Below are 11,931 nucleotides of genomic sequence, written 5' to 3'. Positions count from 1 at the left end.
TATACAATTTGAGCTTAAATTGTAATAAGTTTATTTAAACATTCTAGCGCTTTTCCACTTTCTAAACTCTCTTTGGCAGCTGCTAAGCTTATCTCGTAGTTTTCATATTTTCCTGTGTTTTGAAGTGCTTTTGCTGCGTTGGCAAGAACTACAGCATTTTGTTCGTAAGTTCCATTTCCTTCCAAGACATTTTTGAAAATTTGTGCTGCTGCTTCTTTAGTATCACCGCCAAAAATGGTTTCTGCTTCTATATTTTTAAATCCTAATTCTTCAGCAGAAAAAATTTCTTCACCGTTTTTGTTGAAAATTTTACTGTCTCCTGTCAAAGAAATCTCGTCATAACCGTCTAAAGCATGAACCAACATGAAATCTTCATTGTTTTTTTGCAAAATATATTGATACAATCTTGCGATTTCTAAACTGTAAACGCCAATCATAGAAAATTTCGGTTTCGCAGGATTTACCAATGGACCTAAAAGATTAAAAAATGTTCTCAAGCCCAGTCCTTTTCTTAGAGGAGCCACTGTTTTTAAAGCGGGGTGAAAAAGCGGAGCGTGAAGAAAACAAATGTTAGCTTTTTCTAAATCTTTCTTTAAATCTTCCTGATTATCTTTGAACTGATAACCTAATTCTTCTAAAACGTTAGAAGCTCCAGAAATAGTAGAAGCACCATAATTCCCTTGTTTGGCTACTTTTTGTCCGGTTCCAGCCACAATAAAACTTGCCAAAGTTGAAATATTGAAGGTGTTTTTTCCATCGCCACCAGTTCCTACAATGTCCACTAAATCATCTGTTCCTAAATCAATAGGTTTTGCCAACTGCAACAAAGCTTCGCGGAAGCCTTGCATTTCTTCGAGCGTAATGCTTCGCATCATAAAAACAGTGATAAATGCCGAAACTTCTGTTTCATTGAATTTATTTTGTGCAATTTCAATCATAATAGCCTTTGCTTCGGCTTTGGTCAATGTTTGATGATTGAAAAGGTATTGTAAAATTTGTTTCATTTTAATTTTTCAAAAAATTGATTAAAATTTCTCTTCCTTTTGGAGTTAAAATACTTTCAGGATGATATTGAACAGCGTGAACGTCGTATTCTTTGTGTTTTAGGCTCATAATCATTCCAGAATCATCTACAGAGGTAATTACTAATTCCTCTGGGAAATCGTCAGGATTTACAGCCCAAGAATGATAACGACCTACTTCTAAAACTTCGGGTAAATTTTCTAGAATTTTGTGTGGTTTTATTTGTTTCGCTTCGGTTGCAACACCGTGATAGATTTCCGAAAGATTAATGAGACTTCCGCCAAAAGCTTCGGCAATCGCTTGTTGACCAAGACAAACCCCAAAAATTGATTTAGTAGGTGCATATTTTTTAATCACGTCTAATAAAATACCTGCTTCTTCTGGAATTCCTGGACCTGGAGAAAGAATGATTTTATCATATTTATTGATGTCTTCTAAAAGAATTTCGTCATTTCTATACACCTCTACTTTTTCGCCTAAAATCTGCTCTACAATTTGAACGAGATTGTAGGTGAAACTATCATAATTATCGAAAACTAAAACTCTCATAATTTTTCTGCTTTTTTAACTGCCATTTTCAAGGCGTTTAGTTTGTTATTTACTTCTTGCAACTCATTTTCTGCGGAAGATTTGGCTACAATTCCAGCACCAGCTTGATAGAAAAGCGTATTATTTTTACTTAAAAATGTTCTAATCATTATGGCTTGGTTGCAGCTTCCGTCAAAGCCTACAAAGCCAATACAACCTCCATAATAACCGCGGGAAGTTTTTTCATAAGCATCGATGAGTTCAAGAGCTTTATATTTTGGAGCGCCACTCAATGTTCCTTGCGGAAAAGTAGTCGCAATCATTTCATAAGGATTGGTTTTTTCGTCTAATTCTGCAGTGACTTCTGAAACCATGTGAATTACGTGTGAAAATAATTGAATTTCTTTCAGTTTAGACACCGTTACGTTTTTCCCTAATTTGCTTAAATCATTTCTGGCTAAATCTACCAACATGGTGTGCTCTGCGTTTTCTTTTGGATCTTTTTTCAATGTTTCGGCCAGTTGTAAATCTTTTTCGGTGTCGCCAGTTCTGCGAAAAGTTCCTGCAATAGGGTGAATTACGGCTTTATGATTTTGAATAATCAACTGGCTTTCTGGACTTGAGCCCATTAATTTATAATCGCCATAATCAAAGAAAAATAGGTAGGGAGAAGGATTGATATTTCTCAATGCTCTGTAAACATTGAACTCATCTCCTCTAAATTTTTGCTCAAATCTTCTGCTTAAAACCAATTGGAAAACATCTCCACGGAAACAGTGTTTCTTTGCTAATTCTACCAAATCTCTGTATTCTTCATCACTTAAATTAGAGGTTTCTTCGTCTATTTTTTCGAAAGGGTAGAGTGCAACGTCTTTATTTTGAATGATACTCTCAATTTCTGAAATATCAGATTTTAAACCATCAATTTTATTTTCGATGAGGAACATTTCATCATTAAAATGATTAATAGCAATCACATATTGATAAAATCTGTAACGTAAAATAGGGATTTCTACTTCCTTGCTTTGAGGTTTGAATTGGATGGTTTCAAAAAACTGAACGGCATCAAAACTGGTGTAACCAAATAAACCTTGAGCCATTTTTTCAACTGGTTTTTTTACCTTTTCGCAATCAAAACTTTTGGAAAAATTTTCTAAATATTCAGTGATATTGAAATTTTCTGGAATTTGATATTTTTCTGGAGCGGTTAATGGAAATTTCACTTCCATTTCCTGTAGATTTTTAATTTCTACTCCTGCAATTGCATTGATAGCGATGTAAGAAAAACTGTTGTTATTTACATTGTGGTCGGCACTTTCCAGTAGAATGGTATCTCTGAATTTATCTCTGAGTTTCAGATAAATTCCCATCGCTGTATGAAGGTCTCCCATCAATGATTTAGAGGTGGTTTTGATTCTAAGTTTTGAGTTTTGCATATATTTTAAGAGATATTTTTAAAAAGTTTTTAAATAAAAAAAGACTTCAACGGTATAATCGCTGAAGTCTTCTCATGAAATGAATTTTATTTTAGTATAGATTCAAAGCATAGCAGTATTACCTTAGACTCAGCGTAGAGTATAAGTGCCACCACCAATTTTTGTTGCTATTCATTTTCATTGGGGCAAATTTATAAAAGTTTTTGAAATAAAAAAATCCTAAACTAAAAAAGTTTAGGATTTATTATTGATAACAAATTTGTTTTACATTATTTTACTTGATCTACAACAGCTTTGAAAGCTTCTGGATGATTCATTGCAAGGTCTGCAAGAACTTTTCTGTTTAGCTCGATGTTGTTCTTTTTAAGAGCTCCCATAAATTGAGAGTAAGACATTCCGTGCTCTCTAGTTCCAGCGTTAATTCTGGTAATCCAAAGGCCTCTGAAGCTTCTTTTCTTCTCTTTTCTACCGCGGTAAGCATATTGCATTGCTTTTTCTACGGCATTTTTAGCTACAGTCCAAACATTTTTTCTTCTACCGAAAAAACCTTTAGCCTGCTTTAAAACTTTTTTTCTGCGCGCTCTAGACGCTACAGCGTTTACTGATCTTGGCATAATTTAAATTTTTTGTTTTTTTGAAAAGGGCGGAACTGCGTTTAAAGTTCTCTTATAGGCACCGTTTCAGGGTTAACTTTTAATGAATTTTTTAGGAATTCTTATAAACCGAATATTGATTTATAAAAACTACTTAATTGCTAATTGGCGAAGAACGCTTTTCTCATCCACAGTAGCAACGTAAGAAGTTTGCGTAAGATTTCTCTTTTGCTTCGTTTCTTTTTTAGTTAAGATGTGGCTTTTGTAAGCATTTTTTCTTTTGATCTTACCTGTACCAGTAAGAGCAAAACGCTTTTTAGCACCTGATTTCGTTTTTAATTTTGGCATTGTTTTGCTTTTTATGTATTTGTTATCAATGAGTTTGCAAAATTATAAAAATTTATAATACTCTGCAATACTATAATCAAGAGATTTCAGAGGAGAAATCCCTTGATGTAAAATTATTTTTATTAAAGATTATTTAGCCGCTTTTTTAGGGCTCATCATCATAATCATTCTCTTACCTTCCAGTTTAGGCATTTGGTCTACTTTTCCTACGTGTTCTAGCTCTTGAGCGAGTCTTAGAAGTAAGATTTCACCTTGATCTTTGAAGATAATAGAACGTCCTTTGAAGAAAACATACGTTTTCAATTTAGAGCCTTCTTCTAAAAATTTCTCGGCATGTTTTTTCTTGAACTCGAAATCATGATCGTCTGTTTGAGGTCCGAATCTGATTTCTTTAACTACAACTTTTACTTGCTTAGCCTTGAGTTCCTTTTGTTTTTTCTTTTGTTCGTAAAGAAATTTTTTGTATTCAAGAACTCTACAGATATAAGGTTCTGCTTTATCTGAAATAACGACTAAATCAAGATCTTGTTCCTGAGCAATTGCAATAGCTCTTGCTAAAGGATACACTCCTGGTTCTACATTATCTCCTACTAAACGAACTTCCTTTGCACGGATTTTTTCGTTAATTTGATGTAAGTCTTCTTGTACAGGGCGACGCATTGGTCCTCTTCCTCTGTTGTTAAATTTCTGTGCTATAGTTGTATAATTTTAAAGTTAATTCTTTGTTGTAAGCTTTTTTAGCTTTTTTAAATTTTTGCCGCTTCTTTGAAATAGGTTACGAAATCTTCTAATTTCATTACTCCTAAATCGCCCTCTCCACGTCTTCTTACAGAAATGGTGCCGTTCTGTTCTTCATTTTCTCCTACGACTAACATAAACGGAATTTTCTTCAATTCTGCATCACGAATTTTCTTACCTGTTTTTTCGTTTCTATCGTCAATTAGACCGCTAATATCGTGATTTTCTAATAATTGTGAAACTTTTTTAGCATAATCTACATATTTTTCAGAAATAGGCAGAATGATAAATTGGTCTGGACTTAACCAAAGAGGGAAGTCTCCTGCAGTGTTTTCTAGTAAAATGGCAATGAAACGTTCCATAGAACCAAATGGTGCTCTGTGAATCATCACTGGTCTGTGTTTTTCATTGTCATTACCAGTGTACCAAAGATCAAATCTCTCTGGTAGATTGTAATCTACTTGAATAGTTCCTAATTGCCAACTTCTGCCTAAAGCATCTTTTACCATGAAGTCTAATTTAGGACCATAGAAAGCTGCTTCGCCGTATTCTACAATGGTTTTAAGACCTTTATTTTGTGCAGCAGTGATAATTGCAGTTTCTGCTTTTTCCCAGTTTTCTTCTGAGCCAATGTATTTTGATCTGTTTTCTTTGTCTCTAAGTGAAACTTGAGTCACGAAATCTTCGAATCCTAGGCTTCTGAAAACGTAAAGAACCAAATCAATTACCGCTTCAAATTCGGTTAATAATTGGTCTGGAGTACAAAATAAGTGTGCATCATCTTGAGTGAAACCTCTTACTCTGGTTAAACCATGTAATTCACCAGATTGCTCGTATCTATAAACCGTTCCGAATTCTGCATATCTCTTTGGTAAATCTTTATAAGACCATTGAGAAGTTTTATAAATCTCGCAGTGATGAGGGCAGTTCATTGGTTTTAAGAAAAATTCTTCACCTTCGTTTGGCGTTTTAATCGATTGGAAAGAATCTGCTCCATATTTCTCATAGTGCCCAGAAGTTTTGTACAATTCAATATTCCCAATATGAGGAGTCATTACAAACTCATAACCGCCTTTTTTCTGTGCTTCTGAAAGGAAATTTTCTAATTTTTTTCTCAGTGCAGTTCCTTTTGGCAACCAAAGTGGTAAACCAGCACCTACTTTTTCAGAAAATGCGAAGATTCCTAGTTCTTTTCCAAGTTTTCTGTGGTCTCTTCTTTTTGCTTCTTCTAATCTTTCTAGATATTCTGTCAATTCTTTTTGTTTAGGGAAAGAAATTCCGTAAACTCTAGTTAATTGCTTGTTTTTTTCGTCTCCTCTCCAATATGCTCCTGCTGCATTAAGAATTTTTACAGCTTTTACGATACCAGTACTTGGAATATGACCACCTCTACAAAGGTCTGTGAAGTTATCATGAGTACAGAAAGTGATTTCGCCGTCTTGTAAATTTTCGATTAATTCAGTTTTGTAAGGATTGTCTGCATATTCTTTCAGTGCATCTGCTTTTGAAACCGAATAAAGATTGAAAGTCGCATCTTTTTTAGCGTTTTCGAGCATTTTTTTCTCGATTTTTTCAAAATCTTTTTCAGAAAGTGATTCATCACCGAAATCTACATCATAATAAAACCCGTTTTCAATCGCAGGACCAATAGTTAATTTAGCATTTGGATAAAAATCTAAAATAGATTGAGCCAAAATGTGTGCTGAAGAATGCCAAAAAGCTTTCTTTCCTAAATCATCATTCCAGGTGAGCAACGTAAGCGTAGCATCTTCTTTAATTGGCGTCGTGACTTCTACTTGTTTGCCGTTTACCAAAGCAGAAATAGTGTTTCTAGCCAAACCTTCAGAGATAGATTTTGCAACTTCTAGAGGTGTAACTACACCTTCAAACTCACGAATGCTTCCGTCTGGAAGAGTAATTTTAATCATTTTGGAATCCTAATTTTAATAATGTGCAAAAATAAGGATTTTTTTTGATGTTTCTTAAATTCAAAGATAATATTAGAACTTAAAATAGAAAACCGAAGAAATTACTCTTCGGTTTTATTTTGTTCGGTATTGTCTGTTCTACCATCTTTGTGAAGTTTAGAAGTTTTTTTGACTTGCTTTTCTTCAATTTTAGAAGCTCCTTCTAATCTTGGAGTTTGAGGTAGATTAGGAAAATCTTGATTTTGTTTAGCGTTTTGCGCGTTATTTTCTGCTGTGTTTTTTCTTTTATCTTTTTCCATGATTTTTGAATTTTTAAGTTATTCAAAATTCTGGAAAATTCTGAGGAAATGTTTTATAAAATATTGCAAAAAGTTTTTAGAATTTAGATAAATCGAAACTTTGCGTTTCGTCTACGATTTCATAATTCAATGCTTTAGCTAAAACGAAAATTTCATTTAGATTTGTCATTAATTGTTTTCTGCCTTCTGTTCTCAACTTGTTTTGGTCAACGGTTTTTTCGGCGTTTTTTCTTGCTTTATTGGTAATTCTTTTGAAATCTTCTTCAGAAAAACGGTCGAAAAATGAATCATCAAGCGAAGTGATTTCTGCATCTGTAAAAATCTTGATGTCAGCATTTGGGATTTCTTTGATAATCATTTTTTTATCAACAGAATCTACCTCGATTTTCATTTTTTTCAAATCATAAGTGACCTGCGCTTTTGCCTTGGTGAAAATCACGATTTCTTTTTCGCTGGAAGGTAAACCTTTGATTCCAAAAAGAAGATTAGTGATTTTGGTTTTTTGCAAGTTTGAAAAATCTTGTTCTATCACCACCATTTTATTCATTTTAGAAATTTGGTTGGTGAGCACATAGTAATCTGTAGAAACTTGGTCATCATTTTTGCCAATATTTCTAAAAAAATAAACGAGCAATAAAGTAAGGATTACGCCTAGGGTAAAACCAATGACTTGTTTAATGTAATTCATTATTTTTTGATAATGTTCAATAAATCTTTTTCAATAAAACCAGTTTCTGGTTCTTCGGTTATTCTACCAATTTCCTTGCCATATTTTTCTACGATTATGGTAGGAACGTGTGTAATGTTATATTTTACTTCTTCGCCATCTGGAGCTTGTTTCAGTCTGTTTACACCAATGATTTGGAGTTTGCTTTCTGGGAATTTGGTTTCTTCTAAAATTTTCATCAACCTAGGGAAATTTCTTTTGCTATCTCCGCACCAAGTTCCTAGAAACACTATGATTTTATATGAATTGATTTTTTCTTTCTTTAATCCTTCTAAAGCGGTTTTGTCAATAGGATAGATGGTGTAATTTTCATCATACCAAGCTTTGTAAGGTTCTTTTTGAAATTGTTCTAAAGATTGGCTTCCTAGAAGCATTTTCCCGTATTCTGGAGTATCTACCTCTCTGTTGATGATTACTTTTTGAGCGCAAGAATTAAGTGTCATACCTAAAATGATTAATGTGATTATTTTTTTCATTTTTTTCAAAATTTGGTGTTTATTTTTCTAATATACTTTTGAGATTTGCACTAGAATAGTACTTATTTTTTAGGACTTTATTATCTGAAACTCTGTGTACATTATATTTATCTCCAGATAATTCGTAATAAGCTTCTTCTCCTTTTGAAGTGTAATATTCTACGGTTTCTTGGGCTTGTTCTTCTGTATCACAAGCTTTTGACATGTTAGAGCGTTGTACTTCATTAAACAAATCTACAAATTTTTCGCCTAAACCAAATTCAAGAACTGCGCCAGAAAGTACATATTGTAAATCACATAGTGCATCAGCAATTTCTACAATATCTTGGTCTAAAATGGCTTGTTTCAGTTCGTTTAGTTCTTCTTGAAGTAATGAAATTCTTAGGTTGCATCTTTCTGAAGAAGGAATCTGAGGGTTTTCTAAAATAGGTGCATTAAAGGTTCTGTGAAATTCTGCAACTTGGTTTAAACTGTCGATTTTTTCCATTTGATGATAATACTTTTTTTCAAAAATAATAAATAAAAAAAGCAGAGAAAAATATCTCTGCGATTTTATAAATGATTTTAATAATTATCTGGTAATTTCTCTACCAATTACTAATCTTTGGATTTCAGATGTTCCTTCACCTATGGTACATAGTTTAGAATCTCTGTAATATTTTTCTGCAGGGAAATCTTTGGTATACCCATAACCACCAAAAATCTGAAGAGCATTATTGGCAATTCTTACGCAAGCTTCAGAAGCGTATAGTTTAGCCATTGCACCCTCTTTAGTCATTTTTTGCTTGGTGTTTTTAAGTTCTGATGCTCTTTGGATGAGTAATTCTGCGGCATCTATTTCTGTAGCCATATCAGCGAGCATAAAATTTACCGCTTGGAAACTAGCAATAGATTTTCCGAATTGATGTCTTTCTTGAGCATATTTTAGAGCGGCTTTATAAGCGCCTCTAGCAATTCCCAAGCTTAATGCTGCAATAGAAATTCTACCTCCATCAAGGATTTTCATAGCTTGTTTAAAACCATCTCCTACTTCTCCTAATCGGTGAGAATCTGGAACTCTTACATTATCAAAAATTAATTCGGCAGTTTCAGAAGCTCGCATTCCTAGTTTATTTTCTTTTTTGCCAGAAGTAAATCCAGGCATTCCTTTTTCTAGAACAAAAGCAGTAGAATTGTTAGGTGCTCCTTTTTCGCCAGTTCTAGTCATTACTACTGCAATGTCTCCAGAAATAGCATGAGTGATAAAATTTTTAGCACCATTAATCACCCATTCATCACCGTCTTTGACAGCGGTTGTAGACATTCCACCAGCATCTGAGCCAGTATTGTGTTCGGTTAATCCCCAAGCTCCAATTACCTGACCACTAGCTAATTTTGGCAACCACTTTTTTCTTTGTTCTTCGTTTCCAAATTCATAAATATGATTAGTGCAAAGTGAATTATGTGCAGCTACAGAAAGACCAATAGAAGGATCTACTTGAGAAATTTCGTCTAAAATAGTAACGTATTCATGATAACCTAATCCAGAACCACCGTATTGTTCTGGAATGATGATTCCCATGAAGCCCATTTCGCCTAATTTATGAAATAAATCTACTGGGAAAATTTGATCTTCGTCCCATTCCATAATGTGTGGCCTAATGTTTACTTCTGCAAAATCTCTTGCAGTTTCTGCTATCATTTTAAGATTATTTAATATTTCTGTATTCATAAATTTTTGTTTGCTCAAATATAATTGAAAAAAATTAGCCAAAAAAGAGTTTTTTTTAAGCATATAAAAAAATAAGATTTTTATTATGTTAATATTTAACACTCTGATTATCAGTTGTAATGATGATAAGTGTATTTTTTTATGTTAAATAATGTAGTATATTTGTAGTCCTTAATTTTTTAGGATGAAAAATATTTTACTATTTCTATTGTTAGTGCCAGTTTCATATTGGGCACAAATTCCTGCTGGTTATTATAATGGGACAGAGGGGCTTTCTGGATATGCTCTGAAAAGCAAGGTTCATGAAATTATTTCTAAAAAGATTTTTTCTTATAATTATTCCCAAATCGGGCCATTGTATGCCTACACGGATCTAGATAAATATTATGAAAATGATAACACAGTTCTAGATATTTATTCTGAAAAACCTACAGAAGCAGACGCTTATAATTATGATTTAACCCAGAATATTAGTTCTGCTAACGCAGAAGGTCAAGGTTGGAATAAGGAACATGGAATGCCCCAAAGTACATTCTATGGGCTTTATCCTATGTATTCTGATATGCATTATTTAATTCCAGCTGATGCTAGAATTAATCAGTTAAGAAGCAACTATCCTTATGCTAGAAATAATGGGAGTTCTAATATTTTTACCAATGGCTCAAAAAGAGGCACCAGTACAACTCCAGGTTATACCAATTTAGTGTATGAACCAATAGATGAATTTAAGGGAGATGTTGCAAGGTTTTTATTATACTTTGCGGTAAGATATGAAGGAAATCTTAATCTGTATAATCATCAACTTTCTACGATGCCTCTAGATGGCAGTGAAGAGAAAGCCTTTGAGGATTGGTATATTACCATGTTAAAAGATTGGAATAATTTAGATCCTGTATCTCAAAGAGAAAGAGATAGAAATAATGCGGTATATGCCATTCAGAAAATGAGAAACCCTTTTATAGATCGTGAAGAATGGGTAGACTTAATTTGGGGTGAAACGCCAGACGGAATAGCGCCACAGGCGCCATCTAACGTATCTGTTTCTCAATTAGGGGAGAGTTTTATCACCCTTTCTTGGACTCCAAGTACAGATACAGACATTTTGGGTTATAAAGTGTACCTTAATGGCAATTATGTTAAATATTCTAAAACTAATTCTGTTTCGATTGATAGATTGCAGCCCTCCACATCATATAATGTTACCATAAAAGCTTATGATAAAGGATACTTGCTTTCTCCAGATAGTAATCAAGTTTCTGCAACTACATTGTCTACAGACAACTTTGCAAAAGATTTAATGATTACTAAATATATTGAGGGAACAACCAGTAGTACTACTGATGTTTACAATACTGCTATTGAAATTACCAATCTTACAGGTCACGATGTAGATTTAGGAAATTATTATCTCAATACAGAGTTTAAAAGTACAACTTATTATTTTTCTGATGCTTATCAATTAGAAGGCAAAATCGCCCATGGTGAAAGTGTGGTAGTCATTAATCCAAAATCTAATTTTTCTGGAATAGATATAAATCAATTTAAATTTGTGACCAATGCACCTCCATTAACATATACGGGAAGTCAATATGTAGAACTTTCTTATGGAATTAAAACCATAAAAACAGTTTCTACTAATAATTATGAAATGCTTTTTGAAACAGTAGATGTAGTAGGGGCTAAAGGAACTTCTAATACTAATGGTAATAAGTCTCTATACAGAAACACTAATGTTAATGACCCTAATATTACATTTACACTTTCCGAATGGACAGATTATGGCTTAGATTATGCAAGTGGATTAGGCAGTTTCTTGTCTACTACTGAGCCAGAAAGAGTAGAATTTTCATATACTGTTTATCCTAATCCAGTTTCTGAAAGGCTTTATGTAAACGGAAAAAATATTTCTAAAGTTTCAAAAGTAGAAGTGTATGATATTTCAGGAAAACTATTACAAGTGATTCCTCAAGCCTTTAAAATTGATAATTCTATAGATGTTTCTACATACAGTCCAGGAGTGTATTTTATAAGTTTAGACGGGGTATCTTATAAGTTTATTAAGAAATAAAATCATAAAATTTTCTTTTTTCAACCATCCATTTTTGGATGGTTTTTTTATGAATT

Annotated in this window: 13 protein-coding genes; 1 reads left to right on the top strand and 12 read right to left on the bottom strand. The window is 33.1% G+C overall.

The window, feature by feature from the left end; translation table 11 throughout:
* Window positions 1-14: 14 nt before the first annotated feature.
* From trpD to N7277_RS09675, 12 genes are all read right to left on the bottom strand, one after another.
* Complete coding sequence (trpD, locus tag N7277_RS09730) at window positions 15-1,004, bottom strand: anthranilate phosphoribosyltransferase (protein WP_274779359.1); 990 nt, start codon at window positions 1,002-1,004, stop codon at window positions 15-17.
* 1 nt (window position 1,005) lies between these two features.
* Complete coding sequence (locus N7277_RS09725) at window positions 1,006-1,572, bottom strand: anthranilate synthase component II (RefSeq protein WP_274779358.1); 567 nt, start codon at window positions 1,570-1,572, stop codon at window positions 1,006-1,008.
* The gene (locus N7277_RS09720) at window positions 1,569-2,987 is read right to left on the bottom strand and encodes an anthranilate synthase component I family protein (protein WP_274779357.1); all 1,419 of its coding nucleotides are present in this window, start codon (window positions 2,985-2,987) and stop codon (window positions 1,569-1,571) included. Before N7277_RS09720 ends, N7277_RS09725 begins: the two co-directional genes overlap by 4 nt.
* A 269-nt stretch (window positions 2,988-3,256) precedes the next feature.
* Window positions 3,257-3,601 (bottom strand): 50S ribosomal protein L20, encoded by a 345-nt coding sequence (rplT, locus tag N7277_RS09715; RefSeq protein WP_069799160.1) that lies wholly within the window; start codon window positions 3,599-3,601, stop codon window positions 3,257-3,259.
* Between the two features lie 129 nt (window positions 3,602-3,730).
* The gene (rpmI, locus tag N7277_RS09710) at window positions 3,731-3,928 is read right to left on the bottom strand and encodes a 50S ribosomal protein L35 (protein WP_069799163.1); all 198 of its coding nucleotides are present in this window, start codon (window positions 3,926-3,928) and stop codon (window positions 3,731-3,733) included.
* A gap of 129 nt (window positions 3,929-4,057) precedes the next feature.
* The gene (infC, locus tag N7277_RS09705; protein WP_069799165.1) at window positions 4,058-4,588 is read right to left on the bottom strand and encodes a translation initiation factor IF-3; all 531 of its coding nucleotides are present in this window, start codon (window positions 4,586-4,588) and stop codon (window positions 4,058-4,060) included.
* A gap of 86 nt (window positions 4,589-4,674) precedes the next feature.
* Window positions 4,675-6,594, bottom strand: coding sequence for a threonine--tRNA ligase (gene thrS, locus N7277_RS09700; RefSeq protein ID WP_274779356.1), 1,920 nt, complete (start codon window positions 6,592-6,594; stop codon window positions 4,675-4,677).
* Window positions 6,595-6,695: 101 nt separating this feature from the next.
* Complete coding sequence (locus N7277_RS09695) at window positions 6,696-6,893, bottom strand: hypothetical protein (protein WP_274779355.1); 198 nt, start codon at window positions 6,891-6,893, stop codon at window positions 6,696-6,698.
* A gap of 76 nt (window positions 6,894-6,969) precedes the next feature.
* Complete coding sequence (locus N7277_RS09690) at window positions 6,970-7,581, bottom strand: DUF4230 domain-containing protein (protein ID WP_274779354.1); 612 nt, start codon at window positions 7,579-7,581, stop codon at window positions 6,970-6,972.
* Window positions 7,581-8,096 (bottom strand): TlpA family protein disulfide reductase, encoded by a 516-nt coding sequence (locus N7277_RS09685; RefSeq protein ID WP_274779353.1) that lies wholly within the window; start codon window positions 8,094-8,096, stop codon window positions 7,581-7,583. The genes N7277_RS09690 and N7277_RS09685 overlap by 1 nt, the downstream gene beginning before the upstream one ends.
* A 19-nt stretch (window positions 8,097-8,115) precedes the next feature.
* Window positions 8,116-8,583, bottom strand: coding sequence for a nucleoside triphosphate pyrophosphohydrolase family protein (locus N7277_RS09680; RefSeq protein ID WP_274779352.1), 468 nt, complete (start codon window positions 8,581-8,583; stop codon window positions 8,116-8,118).
* 84 nt (window positions 8,584-8,667) lie between these two features.
* The gene (locus tag N7277_RS09675; RefSeq protein ID WP_274779351.1) at window positions 8,668-9,807 is read right to left on the bottom strand and encodes an acyl-CoA dehydrogenase family protein; all 1,140 of its coding nucleotides are present in this window, start codon (window positions 9,805-9,807) and stop codon (window positions 8,668-8,670) included.
* Between the two features lie 184 nt (window positions 9,808-9,991).
* On the opposite strand from N7277_RS09675, the gene N7277_RS09670 reads away from it, so the two are divergent.
* A complete protein-coding gene (locus N7277_RS09670; protein WP_274779350.1) occupies window positions 9,992-11,875 on the top strand; it encodes an endonuclease in 1,884 nt (627 codons plus the stop codon).
* Window positions 11,876-11,931: the final 56 nt, after the last annotated feature.

It is taken from the genome of Cloacibacterium sp. TD35 (assembly GCF_028864635.1).
Classification (GTDB): domain Bacteria; phylum Bacteroidota; class Bacteroidia; order Flavobacteriales; family Weeksellaceae; genus Cloacibacterium.
The sequence above is the reverse complement of the archived record's forward strand: the minus strand, read 5'-3'. Positions and strand labels throughout refer to the sequence as shown.

Excerpts from the sequence above, each read along its gene's own strand:
- trpD (WP_274779359.1), bottom strand. The coding sequence starts at position 1,004 with ATGAAACAAATTTTACAATACCTTTTCAATCATCAAACATTGACCAAA.
- N7277_RS09725 (WP_274779358.1), bottom strand. The coding sequence starts at position 1,572 with ATGAGAGTTTTAGTTTTCGATAATTATGATAGTTTCACCTACAATCTC.
- N7277_RS09720 (WP_274779357.1), bottom strand. The coding sequence starts at position 2,987 with ATGCAAAACTCAAAACTTAGAATCAAAACCACCTCTAAATCATTGATG.
- rplT (WP_069799160.1), bottom strand. The coding sequence starts at position 3,601 with ATGCCAAGATCAGTAAACGCTGTAGCGTCTAGAGCGCGCAGAAAAAAA.
- rpmI (WP_069799163.1), bottom strand. The coding sequence starts at position 3,928 with ATGCCAAAATTAAAAACGAAATCAGGTGCTAAAAAGCGTTTTGCTCTT.
- infC (WP_069799165.1), bottom strand. The coding sequence starts at position 4,588 with ATGCGTCGCCCTGTACAAGAAGACTTACATCAAATTAACGAAAAAATC.
- thrS (WP_274779356.1), bottom strand. The coding sequence starts at position 6,594 with ATGATTAAAATTACTCTTCCAGACGGAAGCATTCGTGAGTTTGAAGGT.
- N7277_RS09695 (WP_274779355.1), bottom strand. The coding sequence starts at position 6,893 with ATGGAAAAAGATAAAAGAAAAAACACAGCAGAAAATAACGCGCAAAAC.
- N7277_RS09690 (WP_274779354.1), bottom strand. The coding sequence starts at position 7,581 with ATGAATTACATTAAACAAGTCATTGGTTTTACCCTAGGCGTAATCCTT.
- N7277_RS09685 (WP_274779353.1), bottom strand. The coding sequence starts at position 8,096 with ATGAAAAAAATAATCACATTAATCATTTTAGGTATGACACTTAATTCT.
- N7277_RS09680 (WP_274779352.1), bottom strand. The coding sequence starts at position 8,583 with ATGGAAAAAATCGACAGTTTAAACCAAGTTGCAGAATTTCACAGAACC.
- N7277_RS09675 (WP_274779351.1), bottom strand. The coding sequence starts at position 9,807 with ATGAATACAGAAATATTAAATAATCTTAAAATGATAGCAGAAACTGCA.
- N7277_RS09670 (WP_274779350.1), top strand. The coding sequence starts at position 9,992 with ATGAAAAATATTTTACTATTTCTATTGTTAGTGCCAGTTTCATATTGG.